General features: G+C 71.2%; 21 protein-coding genes. 10 read left to right on the top strand and 11 right to left on the bottom strand.

Features of this window, described 5'->3' with window-relative positions; genetic code table 11:
* The coding region (locus tag ACXR2U_RS04185) for a hypothetical protein (protein ID WP_458823666.1) at positions 1-876 on the bottom strand (876 nt) is incomplete at its 3' end.
* 97 nt (positions 877-973) lie between these two features.
* Between ACXR2U_RS04185 and ACXR2U_RS04180 the strand changes: the two genes are divergently transcribed.
* Positions 974-1,564: a GNAT family N-acetyltransferase gene (locus tag ACXR2U_RS04180; protein WP_458823665.1), complete on the top strand. Its 591-nt coding sequence runs from the start codon at positions 974-976 to the stop codon at positions 1,562-1,564.
* 18 nt (positions 1,565-1,582) lie between these two features.
* Here ACXR2U_RS04180 and ACXR2U_RS04175 read toward each other — a convergent pair whose 3' ends face one another.
* The 3 genes from ACXR2U_RS04175 to ACXR2U_RS04165 form a co-directional block, all read right to left on the bottom strand.
* The gene (locus ACXR2U_RS04175; protein ID WP_458823664.1) at positions 1,583-2,125 is read right to left on the bottom strand and encodes a hypothetical protein; all 543 of its coding nucleotides are present in this window, start codon (positions 2,123-2,125) and stop codon (positions 1,583-1,585) included.
* A gap of 155 nt (positions 2,126-2,280) precedes the next feature.
* Positions 2,281-3,441 carry a Nickel transporter NicT gene (gene nicT, locus ACXR2U_RS04170; RefSeq protein ID WP_458823663.1) on the bottom strand — a complete coding sequence of 387 codons (1,161 nt, stop codon included), beginning with the start codon at positions 3,439-3,441 and terminating at the stop codon, positions 2,281-2,283.
* 99 nt (positions 3,442-3,540) lie between these two features.
* Positions 3,541-5,178 carry an acetolactate synthase large subunit gene (locus ACXR2U_RS04165; protein WP_458823662.1) on the bottom strand — a complete coding sequence of 546 codons (1,638 nt, stop codon included), beginning with the start codon at positions 5,176-5,178 and terminating at the stop codon, positions 3,541-3,543.
* A gap of 263 nt (positions 5,179-5,441) precedes the next feature.
* Here ACXR2U_RS04165 and ACXR2U_RS04160 point away from each other — a divergent pair, with 263 nt between their 5' ends.
* Together ACXR2U_RS04160 and ACXR2U_RS04155 are read left to right on the top strand one after the other, a co-directional pair.
* Positions 5,442-7,178, top strand: a complete 1,737-nt coding sequence (locus tag ACXR2U_RS04160) for an MFS transporter (protein ID WP_458823674.1) — start codon at positions 5,442-5,444, stop codon at positions 7,176-7,178.
* A 277-nt stretch (positions 7,179-7,455) separates the two neighbouring features.
* Positions 7,456-7,929, top strand: a complete 474-nt coding sequence (locus ACXR2U_RS04155) for a GreA/GreB family elongation factor (protein ID WP_458823661.1) — start codon at positions 7,456-7,458, stop codon at positions 7,927-7,929.
* 116 nt (positions 7,930-8,045) lie between these two features.
* Here ACXR2U_RS04155 and ACXR2U_RS04150 read toward each other — a convergent pair whose 3' ends face one another.
* Entirely contained in the window at positions 8,046-9,575 is a 1,530-nt protein-coding gene (locus ACXR2U_RS04150; RefSeq protein WP_458823660.1) for a flavin-containing monooxygenase, read from the bottom strand.
* A gap of 66 nt (positions 9,576-9,641) precedes the next feature.
* Between ACXR2U_RS04150 and ACXR2U_RS04145 the strand changes: the two genes are divergently transcribed.
* The gene (locus tag ACXR2U_RS04145; protein ID WP_458823659.1) at positions 9,642-10,748 is read left to right on the top strand and encodes a spore photoproduct lyase family protein; all 1,107 of its coding nucleotides are present in this window, start codon (positions 9,642-9,644) and stop codon (positions 10,746-10,748) included.
* Positions 10,749-10,798: 50 nt separating this feature from the next.
* On the opposite strand, the gene ACXR2U_RS04140 is transcribed toward ACXR2U_RS04145, so the two are convergent.
* Positions 10,799-11,974: a zinc-dependent alcohol dehydrogenase gene (locus tag ACXR2U_RS04140; RefSeq protein WP_458823658.1), complete on the bottom strand. Its 1,176-nt coding sequence runs from the start codon at positions 11,972-11,974 to the stop codon at positions 10,799-10,801.
* Positions 11,971-12,918 (bottom strand): SRPBCC family protein, encoded by a 948-nt coding sequence (locus ACXR2U_RS04135; protein WP_458823657.1) that lies wholly within the window; start codon positions 12,916-12,918, stop codon positions 11,971-11,973. Before ACXR2U_RS04135 ends, ACXR2U_RS04140 begins: the two co-directional genes overlap by 4 nt.
* 141 nt (positions 12,919-13,059) lie before the next feature.
* On the opposite strand from ACXR2U_RS04135, the gene ACXR2U_RS04130 reads away from it, so the two are divergent.
* The 5 genes from ACXR2U_RS04130 to ACXR2U_RS04110 are packed head-to-tail and all read left to right on the top strand — an operon-like array spanning position 13,060 to position 17,763.
* Positions 13,060-14,214: a glutathione-independent formaldehyde dehydrogenase gene (locus ACXR2U_RS04130; protein WP_458823656.1), complete on the top strand. Its 1,155-nt coding sequence runs from the start codon at positions 13,060-13,062 to the stop codon at positions 14,212-14,214.
* Between the two features lies 1 nt (position 14,215).
* Positions 14,216-14,791 (top strand): type 1 glutamine amidotransferase domain-containing protein, encoded by a 576-nt coding sequence (locus ACXR2U_RS04125; protein WP_458823655.1) that lies wholly within the window; start codon positions 14,216-14,218, stop codon positions 14,789-14,791.
* The gene (locus ACXR2U_RS04120) at positions 14,788-15,279 is read left to right on the top strand and encodes a hypothetical protein (RefSeq protein WP_458823654.1); all 492 of its coding nucleotides are present in this window, start codon (positions 14,788-14,790) and stop codon (positions 15,277-15,279) included. The genes ACXR2U_RS04125 and ACXR2U_RS04120 overlap by 4 nt, the downstream gene beginning before the upstream one ends.
* Entirely contained in the window at positions 15,276-16,451 is a 1,176-nt protein-coding gene (locus ACXR2U_RS04115; RefSeq protein ID WP_458823653.1) for a zinc-dependent alcohol dehydrogenase, read from the top strand. Before ACXR2U_RS04120 ends, ACXR2U_RS04115 begins: the two co-directional genes overlap by 4 nt.
* 52 nt (positions 16,452-16,503) lie before the next feature.
* A complete protein-coding gene (locus tag ACXR2U_RS04110) occupies positions 16,504-17,763 on the top strand; it encodes a DUF2254 domain-containing protein (RefSeq protein WP_458823652.1) in 1,260 nt (419 codons plus the stop codon).
* A 35-nt stretch (positions 17,764-17,798) separates the two neighbouring features.
* Here ACXR2U_RS04110 and ACXR2U_RS04105 read toward each other — a convergent pair whose 3' ends face one another.
* Together ACXR2U_RS04105 and ACXR2U_RS04100 are read right to left on the bottom strand one after the other, a co-directional pair.
* On the bottom strand, positions 17,799-18,683 hold the full coding sequence (locus tag ACXR2U_RS04105) for a PAS domain-containing protein (protein WP_458823651.1): 885 nt from the start codon (positions 18,681-18,683) through the stop codon (positions 17,799-17,801).
* 37 nt (positions 18,684-18,720) lie between these two features.
* Positions 18,721-19,500, bottom strand: a complete 780-nt coding sequence (locus ACXR2U_RS04100; RefSeq protein WP_458823650.1) for a glycoside hydrolase family 16 protein — start codon at positions 19,498-19,500, stop codon at positions 18,721-18,723.
* Positions 19,501-19,809: 309 nt separating this feature from the next.
* Between ACXR2U_RS04100 and ACXR2U_RS04095 the strand changes: the two genes are divergently transcribed.
* Complete coding sequence (locus tag ACXR2U_RS04095; RefSeq protein WP_458823649.1) at positions 19,810-20,538, top strand: transglycosylase family protein; 729 nt, start codon at positions 19,810-19,812, stop codon at positions 20,536-20,538.
* 152 nt (positions 20,539-20,690) lie between these two features.
* Here ACXR2U_RS04095 and mftD read toward each other — a convergent pair whose 3' ends face one another.
* Together mftD and mftC are read right to left on the bottom strand one after the other, a co-directional pair.
* Entirely contained in the window at positions 20,691-21,929 is a 1,239-nt protein-coding gene (mftD, locus tag ACXR2U_RS04090) for a pre-mycofactocin synthase MftD (protein ID WP_458823648.1), read from the bottom strand.
* A 36-nt stretch (positions 21,930-21,965) separates the two neighbouring features.
* Positions 21,966-23,156: a mycofactocin radical SAM maturase gene (gene mftC / locus ACXR2U_RS04085; protein WP_458823647.1), complete on the bottom strand. Its 1,191-nt coding sequence runs from the start codon at positions 23,154-23,156 to the stop codon at positions 21,966-21,968.
* Positions 23,157-23,189: the final 33 nt, after the last annotated feature.

Below are 23,189 nucleotides of genomic sequence, written 5' to 3'. Positions count from 1 at the left end.
TGTGGCCGCGCCGGCCGGCTCGGCCCCGGCTCCCGTGCTCCGCGCGGCCTCCCGGTCGAGCGTGCGCACGGTGTCGGCGACGACCGCGGCGGCGACCGAGTCGATGGTCGGGACCAGCGCGCTCGGCGGGCCGCCCGCCGGGTCCTGCACGATGACCGCCACGCCGTACCGGCCGTCCGCGAGGTACCCGGTCGAGAGCAGGTTGGCCGTCACCTGCGCGTCGTCGTCACCGCCCCAGCCCTGCTTGAGGGCCACCGGGTCGGCAGCGTCCGTGGCGGCGAACCCGAAGGACTGGTCGGTGCCGTCCGCGGCCACGGTCGTGACCGCGCCGAGGTGCCGGAGCAGGAACGGGGCGACGACCGGATCGGCCGCGAGGGCCGCGTAGAGGGCGGTCAGCCCGGTCGCGCTGACCTGGGTGTTGCCCCACCAGCCCCACTCGGACGGCGCGCCCAGCCCGGTGAGGCCGTACCGCTGCGCCACCCACGCGACGACGTCGGCGCCGCCGACGAGCCCCCAGAGCCGGTTGGCGGCCTCGTCGTCCGACGCGCTGAGCATGGCCGCGGCCTGGTCGGCGGCCTCCCCGGTCAGCTGACGGTCGACGAGCAGTCGGGTCGCGATGAGCACCTTGACCACGCTCTCGGACGGGAACAGCGCGGCGTGCTCGCCGGCGACCCGGGTCGCGCCGGTCGTGGTGTCGGTGACCGCGACGGCCACACGCGTGCCGTCCGCCGTCGCCGCCCCGACGGCCTCGGCCGTGGCCGTGCCCACCGGTACGGCGCCGGCGGTGCGCGCCGCGCTCGGGCCGGCCGAGCCGAGCAGGGCGGCCGCGACCCCGGACAGGGCGAACCCGGCCCAGACCGTGCGCCACCCGCCCATGTCGTCGCGGTGCCCGGACCGCACCGGTCGCCGGCGAGGTACCGGCTGGGCATCTGCGAAGCGAAACGCGTGCGGGCGCCTCTCCTACGCTCCCACCGTGGCCATCTCCGATCCCGTGACCCTCGTCGGCGCTCTCGTGCGCCTGGACCCGTTGACCCCGGACGACGTCGACGACCTGTCGGCCGCGGCCGCCGACGGCGAGCTGTGGAACCTCGGCTACACCTCGGTGCCGCGTCCAGAGGAGATGGCTGCGACCGTCGCAGCGCGACTGGACCGCCAGCGTGAGGGGGCCCTGGTGCCCTGGGTCGCTCGGCGGGTCGACACGGGCGCGGTCATCGGCATGACGAACTTCTGGGCGGTCGACGAGGCCAACCGTCGGGTCGAGATCGGCGGGACGTGGAACGCGGCGAGTGCGCAGCGCAGCGGCACCAACACCGAGAGCAAGCTGCTGCTGCTCACCCACGCCTTCGACACCCTCGACTGCATCGCGGTCGAGTTCCGTACGCACGTCCTCAACCGCCGCTCGCGCGCGGCGATCGAACGGCTGGGCGCCCGGCTCGACGGCATCCTGCGGCACCACCAGGTGAGTCCCGACGGCACGCTGCGCGACACCGTCGTCTACTCGATCACCGCGCCGGACTGGCCGGCGATCCGGAACGAGCTCACCCGGCGCCTCGCGTCCGGCTGACGGCGCAGCGCGGGGACGTCAGCGCGCGGGTCGGAGCGCGCCGGTGCTGTCCGGGACCAGGGCGCGGCGGCGTTCGTCGAGGACGTTCACGACCGAACGCCCGAGGTTGCGCAGCAGGGCCCGCCGGTCGTCGTCGAGCGTCATCGGAGCTGCCGACCAGGCGCACAACGTCCCCAACGCCAGCCCGTGCTTGCCCAGCAGCGGGGTCGACGCGTAGAAGCGCACCGAGGCCAGGGTGCCGTCGACGTGGGGGTTGTCCCGGAGTTCGGGGTCGGCTGCGAGGTCGGGGATCTCGATGACGTCGCCGGTGCTGTGCCGCCTGAGCACGGTGGAGCAGATGCCCATCGGGCGGGGGACCTGCGACGGCGGGTGGCCGTCGGTGCTGGCGATCGTCACCTGGATGTCGTCGACCAGCAGGTTGACCCCGGCGCCGTCGGTGCCGAGGGCCACGCGTGTGAGGCCCGCGATCTCGTCGAGCGCCGCGTCACGCTCCGGCCACGGTTGGTCCAGGCCGTACAACCGGATGGACATCGACCGTCGTCGTTCGTCGAGCTGCGTCACCTGCCACACCGCGACCACGTCCCCTCGTCGGACACCGCGCCCGTTCAACGACGTTTCGTCCGGGTCGCTTCACGCGGTTCACACAAGAGAGGAGGAAAGATGGGAGGACGGAAGAGATCTGGTGAGCAGTGGGCCGGAGATCGGTCCGTCGGGGGTCAGTCGGTCGTGGGCGCGGGCGGGGGCCCGGCGAGCCCGGCCGACCACCGCTCCTCGATCCGCCCGTACTTCCACACCAGGACGGCGACGGCCCAGGCCACGACGAACAGCCCGACGATGAAGTAGCCGGCGTAGTCCAGGGGGATCGAGGCGATCGCGGCGAGCGGTCCGGTGGTGATGTCGAGCTGGTCGGTGAGCACCGAGATGAGCTCGACCGTGCCGATGACCAGCGCCACGATGACCGACACCGAGGTGATGGTGAGGTTGTAGAACACCTTGCGCACGGGCTTGAGGAACGCCCAGCCGTAGGCGACGTTCATGAACACACCGTCGACGGTGTCGAGCAGGCACATGCCGGCGGCGAACAGCACCGGCAGCACGAGGATCGCGTAGAACGGCAGCTCGAAGGCCGCCGCTCCGCCCGCGAGGACCAGCAGGCCGACCTCGGTCGCGGTGTCGAAGCCCAGGCCGAACAGCAGGCCGACGGGGTAGATGTGCCACGGCTTGCGCACCGACTTGGTGAGCCCGCCGAGGAAGCGGTTCATGAACCCGCGGTGGTTGAGGTGGTGCTCCAGGGTCGCTTCGTCGAAGTCGCCCTGCTTCATGCGCCGGAAGACCTTGATGATGCCGACCAGCACGATGAGGTTGAGGATGCCGAGGATCCACAGGAAGGTCCCCGACACCGAGACGCCGATGACCCCCGTGACGTCGTGCAGCGTCGAGCCTTCGTTCTCCACCTGGCTCGCCAGCGCCTTGACGCCGATCGCGAGCAGGAAGGCGAGCCCGAACACGATGCTCGAGTGGCCGAGGGAGAACCAGAAGCCGACCGAGAGCGGCTTGCGGCCGGACCCGGTGCCGGACGCGTTGTCGGCCATGAGCTTGCGGGTGGTGTTGTCGACGGCGGCGATGTGGTCGGCGTCGAACGCGTGCCGCATGCCCAGGGTGTAGGCGAGGATGCCGACCCCGAGCGTGAAGTACGGGTGGTCGCCGCCGAGTTGGTAGTGGTTCGGGAGGACGAAGCCGAACAGCACCCCGAACCCGACGACGTGCAGCAGCACGATGAAGCCGAACATCCCGTACAACGACCGCTTGTCGTGCGCGTCGAGCGCGGCCCTGAACTTCTTCCAGGCCGACTGCTCCGGCGCGCTGGTGGTCGTCACAGCTGTCACCTCAGCACGCCCGCCGATTTAACGCAAGAAGCTGGCAACAAGCCGCCGTCTTGTCCCGCGGTGTTCACCCGGGCGTCGCCCGGGGACGGCCTACAGCGGGTCGTCGAGCTCCCCGAGCGAGTCGGTGAGGCGGAGGTTGTCGCGGTAGTCGACCGGGCAGGCGATGACCGTCACGGTGTCGGCGGCGAGGGCCTCACGCAGGGTCGGCAGCAACTCGTCGGCCGCGGTGATCCGCCGGCCGACCGCGCCGAAGCTCTCGGCGTAGGCCACGAAGTCGGGGTTCGAGAAAGCGGTGTCGACCTCGTGGCCGAGTTCCAGGTCCATCTTCCAGCTGATGAGCCCGTAGGCGTCGTCGACCCAGATCAACACCACCATCGGGATGCGTTCGCGCAGGGCGGTCTCGATCTCCTGGCTGTTCATGAGGAACGCGCCGTCGCCGGTCGCCACGAGCACCTTCGCCTCGGGCTTCGCGAGCTTCGCGCCGATCGCGCCCGGCAGCGTCCAGGCCATCGTCGACAGACCGTTGGAGATCAGGCAGGTGTTGGCCTCGTAGGTCGGGTAGAGCCGGGCCATCCACATCTTCAGCGCTCCGGTGTCGACCAGCACGATGTCGTCACGGTCCAGTGCCGCGCGGGTGTCGGCCACGATGCGTGCGGGCGCGAGGAGGAAGCGGTCGTCGGCGGCGCCCGCCGCCAACTCGGCGTCGAGCAGTTCGTGGATGCGTCGCGGGGTGCCGGTGTCGAAGCTGCGGTCCACGGTCGCGCCGAGCGCGTCGAGCGTGCGGGCGATGTCGGACTGCAGGCCGACCTCGACGTCGTAGTGGGCGTCGACCTCGGCGGGGAACCGGTGGACGTGGATGATCTGCTTGTCGCCGCGCGGGTTGATCTTGACCGGGTCGAACTCCTGTAGTTCGTACCCGACGGCGACCACGACGTCCGCCCGGTCGAAGCCGAAGTTGACGTAGTCGTGCCGCATGAACCCGACGGCTCCGAGCGCGCGCGGGTGGTCGTCCGGGAACACGCCCTTGCCGTGGAAGGTCGTGGCGACCGGCAGGCCGAGGCCGTCGGCGAACCGGACCAGGGCCTCGGTGGCGCCGGCGCGGGCCGCGCCGTGACCCGCGAGCACCACCGGGTTCTCCGCGCGGCGCAGGATCTCGGCCGCCCGCTCGATCTGCCCGGGGGAGGGCTCGTCGGCGCGCGGCACGTTGACGTCGAGCGGCGCCCCCTCGGCGGCCGCCTTCTCGACGTCCTCGGGAACGGCTAGGTAGACCGCGCCCGGGCGCTCGGTCTGGGCCAGCTTGAACGCCTTGCGGACCATCTCCGGCGCCGCGCCCGGCGTGGCCAGCAGTGCCGACCACTTGGTCACCGGCGCGAACATCGGCACCAGGTCGACGCTCTGGTGCGACTCCTTGTAGGCGCGGTTCATGCCGACCTGGGCCGAGATCGCGACCAGGGGAGTGGAGTTGGTGGTGGCGTCGGCGACACCAAGCAGCAGGTTGATCGCCCCGGGCCCGAGCGTGGCCGAGCACACCCCGGCCTTGCCGGTCAGTCGGCCGTAGGTCTCGGCCATGAACGACGCCGCCTGCTCGTGCCGCACGAGCACGTACCGGATGGGCGACCGGGACAGCGCCTCGACCAGGTGGATGTTCTCCTCGCCCGGGATGCCGAAGACGTACTCGACGCCCTCGTTCTCCAGGCAGCGAACCAGCAACTCGGCGGTGGTGTCCACAATGCCGACCCTAGGTGGGGTCGGGCCGTGCGGACGGCGGATCACGTCACACCGGCCGGGTGTGCGCCTGTGAGGTGGTGAGGGATAGTTTGAGAGCCTCACTAACGATTCGGGCGGTGCCGGAGCTGTCACCCGTCCGCCACGACGCCCGCGACCAGAGGACACCCGTGACGACGACCGCTGCACCGTCCCGTCCCGCCATCGGCGGCCGGGGGATCGACTACAAGTGGATCGCGCTGTCGAACACCACGCTCGGCATCCTCATGGCGACCATCAACGGGTCGATCCTGCTCATCGCGCTGCCCGACATCTTCCGGGGCATCAAGCTCGAGCCGCTGGCCGCCGGCAACACCTCGTACTTCCTCTGGATGCTGATGGGGTTCATCCTCGTCACGAGCGTGCTGGTCGTGAGCCTCGGCCGCATCGGGGACATGTTCGGCCGGGTGCGGCTGTTCAACCTCGGCTTCGCGATCTTCACCCTGTTCTCGATCCTGCTGGCCGTCACGTGGATGTCGGGCACGTCCGGCGCGTTGTGGATCATCCTCATGCGCGTCGGTCAGGGCATCGGTGGCGCCTGCCTGTTCGCGAACTCCAGCGCGATCCTCACCGACGCCTTCCCCGAGCACGAGCGCGGCTTCGCCCTCGGCATCAACGGGGTCGCGGCCATCGGCGGGTCGTTCATCGGTCTGATCCTCGGCGGCGTGCTCGCGCCGATCGAGTGGCACCTGGTCTTCGTCGTGTCGATCCCGTTCGGCGTGTTCGGCACGGTGTGGAGCTACGTCAAGCTGCAGGACAACGGCAGGCGGAACAAGGCGAAGATCGACTGGACGGGCAACGTCCTGTTCGCCGTCGGGCTCGTCGCCGTGCTCACCGGCATCGTGTACGGCCTGCAGCCCTACGGCGGCCACACCATGGGTTGGACCTCGCCGTTCGTGCTGACCTGCCTGTTCGGCGGGCTCGCCGTGCTGATCGGGTTCGTCGTCTACGAGCTGCACGTCGACGACCCGATGTTCCGCCTCGAACTGTTCCGCAACCGCACCTTCACGATGGGCAACATCACCGCGTTGTTGGCGGCGCTCGCCCGCGGTGGTCTGCAGTTCATGCTCATCATCTGGCTGCAGGGCATCTGGCTGCCGCTGCACGGCTACAGCTTCGAGCGCACGCCGCTGTGGGCCGGCATCTACATGATCCCGTTGACCGTGGGCTTCCTCATCGCCGGTCCGCTCTCGGGCAAGCTCTCCGACCGGTTCGGGGCGCGGCCGTTCGCCACCGCCGGCGTCACGCTGTCCGGCATCGTGTTCCTGCTGTTCAACCTGTTGCCGATGAACTTCTCGTACGTCTGGTTCGCGGCGTTGCTGCTGCTCGTCGGGTTGTCGATGGGGTTGTTCTTCGCCCCGAACACCGCGAGCGTCATGAACTCGCTGCCGCCGAACCAGCGCGGTGCGGGCGCCGGCATGCTCAACACCTTCCAGAACAGCGCGCAGGTGCTGTCGATCGGCGTGTTCTTCACCGTCATCACCCTGGGCCTGGCCGCGACCTTGCCCGGGGCGCTGAGCAGTGGCCTGGCCGGTGCGGGTGTGCCTGCCGCCCAGGCCCAGGAGGTCGCCGGGCTGCCGCCGATCGGCACGCTGTTCGCGGCGTTCCTCGGGTTCAACCCGGTGCAGGAACTGTTGCCCAGTGCAGCGGCGGCCCACGTCAGCGACTCGCAGTACGCCTACCTCACCGGCCGCGGGTTCTTCCCCGACCTGATCTCCGGACCGTTCGGCCACGGCCTGCACCTCGCGTTCCTGCTCGCCGCGATCTGCTGCTTCGTCGCCGCGGTCTTCTCCTGGTTCCGCGGCCGGGTCGGTGAGCACGCCGTGCTCGGCACGACCGGCGCCGAGGAGACCGAGGCCGGTCTCGCCGCTGCGGGTGACGTCGCGATGGCCGAGGTCGGGGCCGGGCTGCCCGGCCTCGCCGACGCCGACACCGACTCGTCGCCGCGCGTCGACCGAGGCTGACCGACCGTCACCGTGAGGCAGTCCGGTGGTGTCTCGTGCACCACGTCGGACGGTGGCCGATGCCCGGTTCGTCCCGGTGTTCGTGCGCCTCTCCCGCCGGGTGACGGGGGTCCGCGCCCTCGCCTGGCCCACGCACAGCCGACTCACGTGTGAGAGCGGTTCCCTGCTGGGCATACACGGGCCAGGGACGGAGTTGAACACGATCAGTTCGACCCGGATCCACCTGAGCACCAGGACACGAACCCAGAGCACCACGACTTCCCCGACAGGACATGCCATGACTGCAACGCTCGCCCACCCCGAGACCACCCACCCCGCCGTCGCCGCGCTCGAAGCGCGCCTCGCGACGCTCAAGGCCGATCGTGACGCCGCCCTCGACGAGACGGTGTTGTCCGGCTCGGGCGACGCCGCCGACCGCGCCACCAACGTCGACGCGCACGTGCGCCTCGCCGTCCTCGAGGAGCGCATCTCCGACGTCGAGGCCGAGCTCTACCGCGTCTCGCGCGGTGACGTCGACGTCGCCGGCGACTCCTCCGAGGTGCGGCTCGGCTCGACCGTGACCGTCGACTTCGGTGACGGCCCCGAGGCCTACGTCGTCAGCTCGGTCGACCTGGCGCCGGTCGGTGCCGAGGTCGTCACCCCGGGCAGCCCGCTCGGCCGCGCGCTCGTCGGCGCCGTCGCGGGTGACACCGTGGAGTACCGCATCGCCGGTGGCCGTACCGCCAGCGTCACGGTGCTCTCCGTCGCCTGACCCGGTCACCTCTCGACGCGGTTCCTCCGCACCACCCGTGGCGATCTCCGCCGCGCGCGACGTCCTCTGACGCGTCGCGCGTGTCCGGAGGTCGCCACGTCTGCGTCCGGGGTCGATCAGGCGGAGCCCGCCGGCACCGCAGCCGAGCTGGTGGGCCGCGCGCGGTCGCGTGACCGGCTGAACAGCATCGCGTCGGTGAGGGGGCCGCGGCGCATCAACCGGAGGTCCCGCACGTAGTTCTGGTGCAGGCGCCACGGCGCCGACGGGCCCTGCTTGGGCAACACCTGCACACTGCGCAGGACGTAGCCCGACTGCAGGTCGATGATCGGTTCGAGGGCGGTGGTGTCGCCTCCGGACGCTGCGATCAGCGCCGACGCGTCGGGGACGGCGGTGTCGACGTCGTGCTCGTCCATGTAGGCCAGCAGCCGGCACACGTACCGCGCGACCAGGTCGGCCTTGAGCGTCCACGACGCGTTCGTGTAGCCGATCGTCAGCGCCATGTTCGGCACGCCGGACAGCATCATCCCCTTGTAGGCGACGGTGTCGGCCAGATCGACCGGGCGGCCGTCGACCTCGAACGTCACCCCGCCGAGCGCGAGCAGGTTGAGCCCGGTCGCCGTGACGACGACGTCGGCCTCGAGGGTCTGGCCCGACGCCAACTCGATGCCGGTCGCGGTGAAGCGGACGATCCTGTCGGTGACGATCGACGCCCGGCCCGACGAGATGGCGCGGAACAGGTCGCCGTCGGGGACGACGCAGAGGCGCTGGTCCCAGGGCTGGTAGGTCGGCGCGAGGTGGGTGTCGACGTCGAAGCCGGCCGGCAGGGCCTTGACCGCGCCGCTGCGCAGGATCTTCTTCATCAGCTCGGGCCGCCGCCGCGCCAGCTGGTAGGTCAGCGTCATGAACGCGACGTTCTTGGCCCGGATCGCCGCGTAGACCGCCTTGGGTGGCAGGACCTTCGACAGCGCCGCGTGCAACGCGTCCTTCGAGGGCAACGCGCTGATGTAGGTCGGGGTGCGTTGCAGCATCGTGACGTGCTCGGCGTCCGCCGCCATCGACGGGACGAGGGTGACGGCCGTGGCGCCGCTGCCGATCACGACGACCTTCCTGCCGCTCCAGTCGAGGTCCTCGGGCCAGTGCTGCGGGTGCACGACGGTGCCCTCGAAGTCGTCGAGCCCCTCGAAGTCGGGCGTGTACCCCTCGTCGTAGCGGTAGTAGCCGGAGCAGCCGAACAGGAACGAGCAGGTGTAGGTGCGCTCGCCGTCCGCGGTGTCGGCGACGACCGTCCACCGGGCGTCGTCGCCGGACCAGCTGGCCCGGACGACCCGGTGCCCGAAGCGGATCCGCCGGTCGACGCCGTACTCGGCCGCCGTGTCGCGGACGTACCGGCGGATCGACGGGCCGTCGGCGATGGCCTTGCCGGAGCGCCACGGCCGGAAGTCGTAGCCCAGGGTGAACATGTCGGAGTCCGACCGCACGCCGGGGTAGCGGAACAAGTCCCACGTGCCGCCGATGGCGTCGCGCGCCTCGAGCAGGAGGAAGGACTTGCCCGGTAGTTCCTCGCGCAGGTGACAGGCGGCGCCCACGCCCGAGAGGCCGGCGCCGATGACCAGGACGTCGACGTGCTCCGCGCTGCTGTGCGTCATGGCCGGGAACCTACCGGCGGGTAGCCCAGAGCGGAACAGCCTCGACCTTGAACGCGTTCAACCCGGGTGACGGACCTCGCGGCGCTCGAGCTGCCCACCCCCGCGACGACCCGCTGGGTCCCGCGACACGTCCTCGTCACCCGCTCGGCGGCCGAGCTCCCGCACACCGCGGAGGTCCTCCGCCGGTGCGAGGCGGCCGGGGTCGACGACATCCAGCTGTTGAGCGGCGACCGGCTCACCGGTCTGCGCGGCGCGACCGAGCGCGAGACGTACGCGGCGGCCAAGCGGACCCTCGCCGTCGTCGTCGCACCACCCAGCGCGCTGCGTCCGCAACCCATCCCGCCCAGCGCCGACTTCCGGATCGACCTCGCGCGCGGCTGCCCCGCCCACTGCCAGTACTGCTACCTCGCCGGGTCGCTGTCCGGCCCGCCCGTCACGCGGGTGTTCGCCAACCTCGACGACGTGCTCGCGCCCATCGCCACCCACGCGGGGCGGGGTCACGTCACCTCGGGTACGGCCGAACGCGGTCACGAGGGCACGACCTTCGAGCTGTCCTGCTACACCGACCCGCTCGGCATCGAGTCGGTCACCGGTTCGCTGGCGGCCGCGGTCCGCCGGGTCGGTGCGGGGGAGTACGGCGACGGGGTCGGTCTGCGGTTCACGACCAAGTTCGACGACGTCGAGGACCTGCTCGAGCTCGACCACGCGGGACGCACGCGCGTCCGTGTCTCGGTCAACTCGGCCTCGGTCGCGCGCCGCTTCGAGGGCGGCACCGCCCGCACCGCGGGACGACTCGCGGCGCTGCGGCGCCTCGCCACGGCGGGCTACCCGGTCGGCCTGACCATCGCCCCGGTGATGCCGCTCCCCGGTTGGGCGGAGGAGTACGGCGCCCTGCTCGACGACGTTTCCCTTGCGCTGGCAGGGGTTCCTGACGTCGACCTCACCGTCGAGGTGATCACGCACCGGTTCACCGAGGCCAGCAAGGCGGTTCTGCTCGGGTGGTACCCCGCCACCAAGCTCGACCTCGACGAGGACCACCGCCGCGCCAAGCGTTCGAAGTTCGGCGGCGTGAAGTACGTCTACCCGACGCCGGTCATGCGGGAGCTGCGGACGTGGTTCGACACCGAACTCGCGCGACGCCTGCCGCAGGCGAGCTTCCTCTACTGGACCTGAGTCGTCCGCCGCCACCACGCGCCGGACCCGGGCGTCACCCGGTCGGTGGGTCAGGGGCTGAGCACCACCTTCTCGCAGTGGTCGTCCTTGTTCTTGAAGATGTCGTAGCCGTGCGGTGCCTCCGAGAGCGGCATCCGGTGGGTGATCACCCGGGTCGGGTCGAGCTCGCCGCGTTCGATGCGTTCGAGCAGCGGCCGCATGTACCGCTGCACGTGGCACTGCCCGGTCCGCAGGGTCAGGGCCCGGTTCATCCAGGAACCGGCGGGGAACTTGTCGATGAAACCGCCGTACACCCCGATGACCGACACGATGCCGCCGCTACGGCACGACGTGATGGCCTGCCGCAGGGCGTGCGGGCGGTCGGTCTCGGACCGGACCGCCTGCTTGGCGCGGTCGTAGAGGTGGACGTGTGCGGCGCCGTGGGTGGCTTCCATGCCGACGGCGTCGATGCACTTGTCGGGGCCGCGGCCACCGGTGAGCTCCAGCAGGGCGGAACGCACGTCGGTGTTCGAGAAGTCGATCGTCTCGTAGCCCTGGGACGCGGCCATCTGCAGCCGGTACCCCACGTCGTCGATCGCGATGACCTTCGCCGCACCCAGGACCCGGGCACTGTCCATCGCGAACTGCCCGACCGGGCCGGCGCCCCAGACCGCGACGACGTCACCGTCGGTGATGTCGCACATCTCCGCGCCCATGTAGCCGGTCGGCAGGATGTCCGAGAGGAACAGCACCTGCTCGTCGGTGAGGTCGGACTCGATCTTGAGCGGGTTGACGTCCGCCAGCACCACCCGGGCGTACTCGGCCTGGCCACCGGCGAACCCGCCGGTCAGGTGCGAGTAGCCGTAGATGCCGGCCACGGGGTGCCCGAACATCTTCTCGGCGAGGCCGGCGTTCGGGTTGGTGTTCTCGCAACACGACCAGAGGTCGTTCCGGCACGCGGCGCACGCGCCACAGCCGATGGGGAAGGGGACGACCACGCGGTCGCCGACCCGCAGCTTCTCGCCGTCGACGCCGGGCCCGACCTCGACCACCTCGCCCATGAACTCGTGACCCATGATGTCGCCCTCCTGCATCGTCGGCACGTAGCCGTCGAGCAGGTGCAGGTCGGACCCACAGATCGCCGTCGAGGTGATCTTCACGATCGCGTCGCGTCGGTTGAGGATCTTCGGGTCGGGCACCTCGGTCACCTCGACCGTGTTGCGGCTCTGCCAGGTGTTCGCCTTCACGCCGTCATCTCCGCTCGTTCCGCGTCGGACAGTGGTCGCGCCGGGTGTTGCGGGAACTCCTCCCGCGCGCGCTTGCCGTGGGGTGCGCCGTCGCTGCGGATCACCTCGCCGGTCTCGAAGACCTGCTTGAAGCGCCGGAGGTCGTCGTCGAGCTGTTGGGAGGGCTCCTCGCCGAAGTACTTCGCCACCGCCTTCCCGAGCGCGCCGCCCGGCAGGTCGTACGAGAGCGCGACGTGCACCTCGGTGCCGCGGTCGCCGGGCGCCGCGACGAACGAGACCTCGCCCGCGTTCGGCACCTGGGCGCCGTCGAGGGAACGCCACGCGATCCGGCGGCCCGGCACGTCGTCGGTGGTCTCGGCGTCCCACTCGACGTCACGACCGAACGGGGCCGAGGCCCGCCAGTGGCTGCGGCCCTCGCCGGTCACGCGGACGTCCTCGAGGTGCGCCATGAACGACGGCAGACGGTCGAGCCGGCTCCAGAACCGGTAGACCTCGTCCGGCGATCCGACGACGGTGGTCGTGGAGTGCAGGTCCATCGGTGTGCTCCTCCTCGAGCGGGTGGTGGCGGCGTAGAGGTCGGTCAGCGTGATCGCGACGGTGGCGGCTGTCGCCGCCGCGGTCCGCCGCAGGCCGCGTCCGTCGTGGTGCAGCAACGCCCTCGTCAGGAGGGTGAGGTCCATCGCGTCACCGCCGACGCGGGCCCAGAGCCACAGGGGGTGCGGACGTCCGAGCAACCCGGCGGCGGCCGCTGCCTCCCGGGCGCCGACGAGCACGGCCGCGAGCTGTTGCCGGGGACCGTCACCCACGCCGAGCGCGCGGGTGAAGGCGCGCGGTCGCGCGAGCGGCGGTCCGGCGAGCGCTGCGCTCAGCCAGCCCAGGGCGCGCGTCAGCGGATCGTGCTGCAGGGACCGTCGTGCTCCACGACGTTCGGCGTCTGCGGTCATCCACTCCTCCTCGGCGGCGGCTGCTCCGGCCAGCCAACCGGTGTCCGGTTCGCCCCACCATCGGCAGAACGACCGATTCCCGTCGCGCGCCGCGACGACCAGCGTGGTCGTGGTCGTGCTGACACCCGAGGAGGAGCGATCATGAGAGCTGTCGTCTACCAGGGCCCGCGCCAGGTCAGCGTCGAGGACGTCCCCGACGCCCGGATCGAACGGCCCACGGACGTGTTGGTGCGGATCACCACGACCAACATCTGCGGTTCGGACCTGCACATGTACGAGGGCCGCACCGACTTCGAGGCCGGCCGCTGGTTCGGCCACGAGAACATGGGTGAGGTCGTCGAGGTCGGCGCAGGCGTCGACAAGGTGCGCGTCGGTGACCGGGTCGTGCTGCCGTTCAACGTCGCCTGCGGGCACTGCAAGAACTGCGAGCGGGGGCTGACGAACTACTGCCTCACCGCCCAGCCCGTACCCGAATGGGCCGGTGCCGCCTACGGATTCGCCGACATGGGTCCGTGGGCCGGCGGTCAGGCCGATCTGCTGCGGGTGCCGTGGGGCGACTTCAACTGTCTGCGGCTGGGCGAGGACGCCGACGAGAGGGCGTCGGACTACGTCATGCTCGCCGACATCTGGCCGACCGGCTACCACGCGACGGAGATGGCGGGCGTGTCCCCCGGTGACCAGACCGTCATCTACGGCGCCGGGCCGGTGGGCCTCATGGCCGCGCTCTCGGCGACCGTGCGCGGCGCGAGCAAGGTCATGGTCGTCGACCGGCACCCGGACCGGTTGCGGCTGGCCGAGTCGATCGGAGCCATCGCCATCGACGACTCCAAGGTCGATCCGGTGCAGGCCGTCCTGGACCAGACCATGGGTCTCGGTGCGGACAACGGCTGTGAGTGTGTGGGCTACCAGGCGCACGAACCGGACGGCGAGGAGCGCCCGAACGACACGTTGAACAAGCTGGTCAAGTCGGTGCGGTTCACCGGCCGGATCGGCGCGGTCGGGGTGTTCGTGCCGCAGGACCCGGGTGGCGTGGACGAGCTCGCGAAGCACGGACAGGTCGCGTTCGACTACGGCCTGTTCTGGTTCAAGGGCCAGCACATCGGCAGCGGTCAGGCGCCGATCAAGAAGTACAACCGCCAGCTCCGCGATCTGATCGCCGCCGGCAAGGCCGAGCCGTCGTTCATCGTCAGCCACGAGCTGCCCCTGGAGGAGGCACCCAACGCCTACGAACACTTCGACGCTCGCGACGGCGGCTGGACCAAGGTCGTCCTCAAGCCCGCGATGACAGGAGCCTGACATGGCCGGAGATCTCTCGGGACGCCGCGTGGCGGTCCTCGCCGCGGACGGCGTCGAACGGGTGGAACTGGAGAAGCCCCGCCAGGCGCTGGACAGCGCCGGTGCGCAGACCACGCTGGTGTCGATCCACGACGGTGAGATCGCTGCACGCAACAACGATCTCGAGGACGCCGGCACGTTCAGCGTCGACCGCCTCGTCGAGGACGTCTCACCGGACGATTTCGACGCCCTGCTGCTGCCGGGTGGGACGGTGAACCCCGACCAACTGCGGATGAACCCGACCGCGGTGCAGTTCGTGCGTGACTTCGTCGAGTCGGGCAAACCGGTGGCCTCGATCTGCCACGGCCCGTGGAACTTCGTCGAGGCCGACGTCGCGCGCGGTCGTCGGCTGACCTCGTTCCCGAGCATCCGGACCGACCTGCGCAACGCCGGTGCCGACGTGGTCGACGAGGAGGTCGTGACGGACGGCAACATCACCACGAGCCGCTCACCCGACGACATCCCCGCCTTCTGCGATCGGATCGTGCAGGAGTTCGCGGGCGCGCCGGTCGCCGGAGCGGCCGGAGGTGGCTCGTGAGCACCGCGCTGGGCAGTGTCGTGTCGTTCGCCGAACGCGCGGGCGACGCGGTGGTCCGAGGCGTCCGTGCGGCCGTCGCCGGGACGAGCGGTGGCCCCGGCGAGAGCAACGCGCCGGCGTCCGGCTGGCTGGTGGTGACCATCCGACGTGAGCCGCAGGAGATCGACCTGGACGCCCTGCCCGGCCCGCTGGCGGCGCTGGGCGACCGCATCGAGACGCGCGTCCGTCCGGCGGCCGGTGGCAAGGGGGCCGAACTGGCGGTCCGGTGGGCCCGACAGTCGGCTGGTCACTCCTCGACCCCGGCCCGACTCGCCGGCTCCGACCCGCAGGCGAAGCTGCGGTCCGCGCTGCGCGAGGCCAAGCAGTTGATCGAGGTCGGCGAGGTGCTGCGGGTCGACCCGACACCTCACGGCGAACGGAAGGCGACGCCCACGGGGGCGGCCGTCGAGGCGGCGACGAAGCATGCACCAGGAGGGGGAGTGCTGTGAAGGCGGTGACCTGGCGAGGCGTCAACGAGGTGGGCGTGGAGGACGTGCCGGAGCCCGAGATCCTCAACGACGGCGACATCATCCTGGAGGTCGGGCTGTCGGTGACCTGCGGGTCCGACCTGCACCTGCTGGGTGGCTACATCCCCACGATGCGCGCGGGCGACGTCCTCGGTCACGAGTTCATGGGGACGGTCGCCGAGGTCGGGCGCGGTGTCACGAAGCACCGGGTCGGCGACCGGGTGGTGGTGGTGTCGTTCATCGGGTGCGGGAAGTGCTGGTACTGCGAGCAGGGCCTCTGGTCGTTGTGCGACAACGGCAACCCCAACCCCGGGATCACCGAGGCGTTGTGGGGGCAGTCGATCGGCGGCTGCTTCGGGTACTCGCACGCGCTCGGCGGTTTCGCCGGCAGTCACGCGCGGTACATCCGGGTGCCCCACGCCGACCGGGGGGCGTTCACGATCCCCGACGGCGTCTCCGACGAGCGGGCCCTGTTCGCCTCGGACGCCGCTCCCACCGGGTGGACCGGGGCCGACCAGGCCGGGGTGCAGCCCGGTGACATCGTCGCGGTCTGGGGCGCCGGCGGGGTCGGCCAGATGGCGGCGCGCAAGGCGATGCTCATGGGCGCCGAGCAGGTGGTGGTGATCGACCGGTTCGACAACCGGCTGCAGCAGGTGCGCCAGCACGTCGGTGCGGAGACCCTCGACTACGAGCAGACCGACGTGGCCGCGGAGCTGCGCGAGCTGTCCGGCGGCCGCGGACCCGACGTCTGCATCGAGGCGGTCGGGATGGAGGCGCACGGCACCGGCCCGGGTTACCTCTACGACCAGGTGAAGCAGCAGTTGCGCCTGCAGTCCGACCGGCCCACCGCACTGCGGGAGGCGATCTTCGCGTGCCGCAAGGGCGGAACGGTGTTCGCGTTGGGCGTGTTCGGCGGCCTGGTCGACAAGTTCCCGATGGGCGCGGTCATGAACAAGGCGCTCACGCTGCGCGGCGCTCAACAGCACGGCCACCGCTACGTCCCCGAGATCCTCGACCTGATGAGCCGTGACGTGGTGCGCACCGAGCACCTCGCGACCCACGTGATGTCGCTCGACGACGGGCCGCGCGGCTACAAGATGTTCAAGGAGAAGGAGGACGGGTGCGTACGCGCGGTGTTCCGTTCGAACGGGTGACCCGTCGCCCGATCCGTCGCTCACGTCCGCACCGGCTCGGGCAGGTGCGGACGTGAGCGTGCGCGGGCCGGCACGGCAACACCAGTGGCGCGCGAACAGTCTGTGGCTGGTCCCGCTGACCTGCCTCGCCGCCGCTGCGGTCCTGGCCGCGGTGCTGCTCACGCTCGACAGCCTGGTGGGCTACGACCTGCTGCCCGCGTCCGTGGTGGGGACGCCGACGGCCGTCCAGACCGTGTTGAGCACGGCCGCCTCGGCCATGCTCACGCTCACCACCATCGTGTTGACGGTCATGACGCTCGGTGTGCAACTCGCGATGCAACAGTTCTCGCCGCGCATCGTGCGGGCGATGCTGGCCGACCCGCGCAGCCAGCTCGCCCACGGTCTGTTCGCGGCGACCTTCCTGTTCTGCATGGTCGCGGTCGCGAAGGTGGACGACCAGGGCGACCCGGGGAGCCAGGTCCCGAGCATCACCGTGGTCGCGGCGTACGCGCTGCTGGCCACGAGCCTGGTGGTGCTGGTCCTGTACGTGCACACCGCGGGCCAGTCGCTGCGGGTGGCCGGGTTGATCGACCTGGTCGGTGACAACCTGCACGCCGAGATCGAACGGTCGTATCCCGTCGAGCACGTCGTCACCGCCGACGCCGCCACGGCGTCCGCGCCGGACGCCGGCGTGGTGGTGGTGGTCGACATCGACCGGCTGGTCGCCCTGGCCCACGACGCGGACGACTGCATCGAGATGTGCGTGGCGATCGGGGACTTCGTGCCCCGGGACGCGCCACTCGCGCGCAGTCGGGCCGGCTCCGCGCTCGACCCGCGGGTGCTCCGGAAGGCGGTGCTGTTGGACAACGAGCGCAGTCACGTCGGTGATGCGCCCTACGGTCTGCGCAAACTCGTCGACATCGCCGAACGGTCGATCGCGTCGAGTGGGTACAGCGATCCGGTCACTGCCGTCCAGGCCGTCGACCGGCTGCACGACGCCGTGCGGCAACTGCTGTTCCGGCGTCTGCCCGACACCTTGCACCACGACGCGCAGGGTCGGTTGCGGCTGGTCACCCGCGAACTGACGTGGAACGGTCACGTCGCGGTGGCGTTCGACGAGCTGGTCGAGCTCGCCGGCAGGTCGCCCCTCGTCGCGCGCCGCCTGCTCGCCGCGTTCGACGACCTGCTCGAGGTCGCACCGGACGACCGGCGCCAGCCGCTCGAGTCGAGACGGTTCCGCTTGCTGCGGGGGGCGATGGACACCGACATCGCGCTCCTGCCCGACGTCCAGGGCCTCGGGGGCGGTGAGGACCTCGTGGTCTCCGGGCGTTGACGGCGCGGGCCGCGGGAACCGACCGTCCGTGTCGACTACGCGGTCTCGGTCGACATCCGTCGCGCCAGCGCCGCGACGAACGCCGGGTGTTCGTCGGCGTCGCCCACGAGCGGGCTCAGGGCCAGGGTCAGGGCGATGTCGACGTCGTAGACCCGCACGGCAAACGACCAGCTCGCGCCGAGGCCACGCGGTGAGCCGTCGGGCGGGCGGACCGCGCCGGGGGCGCTGCCGGGCGGCAGCGGCCACCGTCCGGTGCTCTCGGTGTGGGTGAGCAACGACGCCGCCGTGGGTGTCGTGAGCTCGCGACCGGCCTGCGCGGCGCGGGTCCACGACCCGTCGGGTGCGAGCCGGTGGCACACGGCGAAGCGGGCGTCCGGCATCGTGCCGAGCACCCTGACCAGCTCGCGGATGGCGGTGTCGAGATCGTCCGCGTCCGCGAGCTGTCCAGCCGACGCCAGGGCCTCGTCGTGCCGAGCGGCCAGTTCGGCGTTCGTCTCGTCCAGCACGAGGGCGAACACCCCGTCGACCCGGCCGTCGGACCAGATCGGGGCGTACGTCCACGAGTACCAGTGCGTGCGCACGCCCGAGGGGCTGTCGCGGGGCAGCGGCACCCGCTCACCGGCGACGGACTCGCCCGCCGCGACCACGCGGTGCAGCAACGGGCCGACCACCGGCCACATGGCGGGAACCGCTTCCCAGGCCGGACGGCCGCGCACGCCCGGGTGCTGGTCGCCGAGCAGCGCGGCGTACTCCGCGTTGTACAGCAGCCGGAAGTCGGGTCCCCACGTCACGGCGACCGGCCGTTCCTCGGCGAGGCACCGCACGGCAGCCGCGGTCAACGCCGGGGGCCAGGTGCCAGGGTCACCGAACCAGGTGTCGGCCCAGGCGTCGAGGCCGTCGTCCTGCCGGACCTTGGTCACCGTTCCTCCTGCTGCCGACGCCTCGTTCCGACGGAAGTTACCAGCGACCAGCGGGTCCGGCAGGTCCCCAGATCCGGTCGACGACCAGTTCGGGGACGAGGTGGTCGTCGACACCGCTGCTGCGCGCAGGGAAGTCGAACACGGCGACCATCATCTGCATCGGGTACGTCGGAGGTCCGCTGCAGGTGCGGATGACCACGCCGTCGACGGAGAAGGTCACGGAGCGGGGGTCCCAGTCGACCTCGTAGGTGTGGAAGGCCTCGACGTCGATGTCGACGCGTGGCGCGGCGAAGTCCTGGACCAGGTCCGGGTCGCGGATCTGCTTCAACCCGCACCCCACCTCGGCGGACACGCCCGGTTCGACAGCGTCGCCGAAGATCTCCCAGACGCAGATCTCCCCGCTGTCGTCGGGGTCCTCCTCGAAGCCGACCAGCCACCAGGCGGCCATCGACCGCGGGCTGAGGCTCATGCGCGCGCGCATGCCGAGGACACCGTGGTCGGGAAGCCAGCCACGGAAGGGCTCCTGCTCCTCACGGACCAGCGCGCCCTCCCGCCACCGCTGCTGGCCGGTCGTGCTGCCCACCGGGCCGGACTGGGAGCCGCTCATCACACCGGAGACCCGCAGCGGCGGGTCCTCCTCGCCCGGCAACCAGAGCCCCTGGTCCGGCGGGACGGACAGGTGCAGGGCGCTGTCACGGACCGCGTAGGTGGCGGCGGTCGCGGCGCGTGAGCTCCACTCCGGCAGGTAGTGCGGGACCCACACCGAGGGGTCGAGATCGTCACCGTCGAAGTCGTCCACGAACGAGGTGGTCGTCACCCGCGGGAGCATCGCACCGCGGTGTGACATCGACGGTGCCGAGGGAAGCGGGTGGCGTCTGCAGGAACGGTGCGTACCGTCGGGCCTCGTGCGCCGATCGGCGCACCGGACGCCGCGGTCCGTCGAGCCCCGCCTGCCGCGCGTCCAGCCGAGTACAGCTCGAAGGCGGGGACGGGGGACCCAACCGGGTGTGGCCTGCTCGCCGCGCCCACGGGGTGGAGCCGGTGCCGTCGTGGAGACGGTCCCGACCGGGCATCTGATCGCCCGAACCCGTCAGCTGACCTCGCAGACGGTGGATCAGGAGGATCCATGTCCACGCGTTACACCGGTGCCCACCGCGCCCTCGTCACCACCCACCGCACCCGCGCACTGCGCGGCGGAGCGGTCCTCGCCGGCACGGCCGCGGCCACGCTCGGCGTCCTCGCCGGCCCGGCCGTCGGCACGTCCTCGGCGGCCGAGTCCCACAACTGGGACGGCGTCGCGAACTGCGAGAGCAGCGGCAACTGGAGCATCAACACCGGCAACGGTTACTACGGCGGCCTGCAGTTCAGCCAGAGCACCTGGAACGCGTACGGCGGCGGTCAGTACGCCTCGCGCGCGGACCTCGCGAGCAAGAGCCAGCAGATCGCGATCGCCGAGAACGTCCTCGCCGGTCAGGGTGTCGGGGCCTGGCCGGTGTGCGGTAGGTACCTCAGCGGCGGCACGAGCTCGGGCGCTTCCGACACCGGTGCATCAAGCAACGGTTCGGACAGCGGTGCATCGAGCAACGGTTCGGGCAGCGGTTCGTCCGACACCAGCGCTTCCGACAGCGGCTCCTCGGACAGCGGCGCGTCGTCGAGCGCGCCCGCAGCCCCCGCGACCCCGTCGGTTCCGGCGCCGAAGGCGACCGGCACCTACGTCGTCAAGGCGGGCGACACGCTCTCGGCGATCGCCACGGCCGCGCACACGCAGGGTGGCTGGCAGGGTCTCTGGGCGCTCAACACCCGCACGGTCGAGAACCCGAACCTGATCTACACGGGCCAGACCATCACGATCTGATCCGGTTCTTCCCGGATCGGCCCGGTCTGGTTGGCCGGTATCTTCCCCGGACCGCTCAGAGGTTGCACCGTTGCGTCGGTGCAACCTCTGAGTGCGTCAGGGGCGGATCCGATTTCCTCCGGATCCAGCTCGCGCAGCTCAGCCGCGCGAGGTCAGGCCCGGACGGCGTCCGCCGGTGACGTCGCCGAGGTCCCCGCGCTCGAGCGCACCGCCGGGGCCGAGGCGCCGAGGTGACGCTCGAACCCCTCGGGGACGAGGACGTCCTCGGGCGACAGCTCCTGCACCGACGACCGCCCCAGGCCGAGGACGGCCGAGTCGATGCCCGATCGCAGCACGTCGAGGACGTTCTCCACCCCGGCCTGACCGTTGGCGGCGAGCCCCCACAGGTAGGCACGGCCGATCATCACGGCGCGGGCGCCCAGTGCGACGGCCTTGACCACGTCGGACCCGCGGCGGATGCCGCCGTCGAGCAGCACCTCGACCTGGTCACCGACCGCCTCGACCACCGGGCGCAGGCACCGGATGGTCGCGGGCGTGCCGTCGAGGTTGTTGCCACCGTGGTTGCTCACCGAGATGGCGGTGGCGCCGGCGTCGACCGCGCGCCGGGCGTCGTCGATGCGGGTGACGCCCTTGACCATGAACGGCCCACCCCACGCCTCGCGCAGCCACGCGACGTCCTCCCACGACGGCGGCGGGGTGCCCATCCACTCCCCGTACACGCCGAAGAACGTGGGCGCGTCCTTGCCGGGGTCCTGCATGTTCGGCACGGTGAGGTCGGGGATCTTGCCCGTCTTCGCGAAGTCGTAGAGCCACGACGGCCGCCGCAGCGCCTCGGGCGCGAACCGCAGGGCCTCCCGCGGCGTGATCCGCTCAGGGATGTGCGGGCTGCCCCAGTCGCGGCCCATGGAGAACGACCAGTCGAGCGTGGCGATGATGCCGACCGCACCGGCGGCGCGGGCCCGTTCGACCCGCTGCAGGATCTGGTCCTTCGTGCCCGCCCAGTAGATCTGGAAGAAGGTCTGCGAGTTGGCGGCCGTGACCTCCTCGACCGGCTTGCTCGCGAACGACGACAGGCCCATCGCGGTCCCGCGGGCGGCCGCCGCACGGGCCACGGCGACCTCACCGTCGGGGTGGACGGCCTGCACACCGGTGGGGGAGATGATCACCGGCAGCGAGATCGACTGCCCCATCACCGAGGTCGACAGGTCACGTTCGGGGCTGTTGCCCGCGGTGTGCGGGGCGAAGCCCAGTTCGGCGAACGCGCCGATGTTGTCCTCGATGGTCGTGCCGCGTTCGGACCCGGCCAGCAGCGCGCTGTACACCGACGGCGGCAGGCGCTTCTTCGCACGACGCTGCGCCTCGGCGACGGACTCGAACCAACTGTTGGCCACTGCAACACTCCTTCGGCGTGGTCCCGGCGGACCGGGTCAGACGGTGAGACCCGCGAGCGGGTTCTCGTTGCACGCGCTGACCGGAGCCTGCCGCGAGATGAGCGGCAGCTGCTTGCGGGTCGTGCGGTGCGAGTGGTCGAGCGACGGCTTCGGGGCGGCGGTGCCGCTCGCGGCGATCTGCAGCAACGCCTGCTCCCCGTGGCCTTTCACGCACTCGGGATCCGGGCCGTCGAGCGGCAGGCCGGTGAAGAACTTCGCCGCCATGCACCCGCCGCGGCAGGCGTCGAAGGCCGAGCACTGGGTGCACGCCCCACCGGTCTGGGGCCGGCGCAGGTCGAGGAACAGCTCGGACGTCTGCCAGACACCCTGGAAGCCACCGGCGTCGCGGACCGAACCCGCGAGGAAGTTCTCGTGGATCGCGAACGGGCACGCGTAGACGTCGCCCACCGGGTCGATGAGACACACCACCCGGCCGGCGCCGCACAGGTTCAGGCCGGGCAGGGCGTCGCCGAACGCGGCCAGGTGGAAGAACGAGTCACCGGTGAGGACGCCCTCGCCGTGCGCGACCAGCCAGTCGTAGAGCTCGCGCTGCTGCTCGGCCGTCACGTGCAGCTCGTTCCACACGTCGGCGCCGCGACCCGCCGGGCGCAGGCGGGTGATGCGCAGCTGGGCCCGGTACCGGTCGGCGATGGCCTTGAACGCGTCGAGCTGCGACACGTTCTCGCGGGTCATGACGACCGAGATCTTGAAGTTCTCCATCCCCGCCGCGTGCAGCTGCTCCATCGCGCGGATGGCCGTCGCGTACGAGCCCGGCCCGCGCACGACGTCGTTCACCTCGGCGGTCGCGCCGTCCAGCGAGATCTGCACGTCGACGTAGTCGCTCGCGGCGAGCCGTCGGGCGACGTCGGCATCGATCTTGACGCCGTTCGTGGAGAACTTGACGCCGACGTGGTGCGCGGTGGCGTAGTCGACCAGCTCCCAGAAGTCCGGGCGCACGGTCGGCTCGCCGCCGCCGATGTTCACGTAGAACACCTGCATCCGCTCGAGTTCGTCGATGACGGCCTTGGCCTCGGCCGTCGTGAGCTCCCGCGGGTCACGGCGTCCGGACGAGGACAGGCAGTGCACACACGAGAGGTTGCACGCGTACGTGAGTTCCCAGGTGAGGCAGATCGGGGCGTCGAGGCCGAACTGGAACTGCTCGACGAGCGGCAGGGTCGTGGCGGTCACGCGGAGGTCTCCTCGCGTCGAAGGACGGGGAAC

The sequence above is a fragment of the Jatrophihabitans sp. YIM 134969 genome, assembly GCF_054456675.1.
Note: the sequence above shows the minus strand (reverse complement) of the source record. Positions and strands in the feature narration are given on the sequence as shown.

Excerpts from the sequence above, each read along its gene's own strand:
- ACXR2U_RS04160 (WP_458823674.1), top strand. The coding sequence starts at position 5,442 with ATGGCGACCATCAACGGGTCGATCCTGCTCATCGCGCTGCCCGACATC.
- ACXR2U_RS04155 (WP_458823661.1), top strand. The coding sequence starts at position 7,456 with ATGACTGCAACGCTCGCCCACCCCGAGACCACCCACCCCGCCGTCGCC.
- ACXR2U_RS04150 (WP_458823660.1), bottom strand. The coding sequence starts at position 9,575 with ATGACGCACAGCAGCGCGGAGCACGTCGACGTCCTGGTCATCGGCGCC.
- ACXR2U_RS04135 (WP_458823657.1), bottom strand. The coding sequence starts at position 12,918 with ATGACCGCAGACGCCGAACGTCGTGGAGCACGACGGTCCCTGCAGCAC.
- ACXR2U_RS04130 (WP_458823656.1), top strand. The coding sequence starts at position 13,060 with ATGAGAGCTGTCGTCTACCAGGGCCCGCGCCAGGTCAGCGTCGAGGAC.
- ACXR2U_RS04125 (WP_458823655.1), top strand. The coding sequence starts at position 14,216 with ATGGCCGGAGATCTCTCGGGACGCCGCGTGGCGGTCCTCGCCGCGGAC.
- ACXR2U_RS04095 (WP_458823649.1), top strand. The coding sequence starts at position 19,810 with ATGTCCACGCGTTACACCGGTGCCCACCGCGCCCTCGTCACCACCCAC.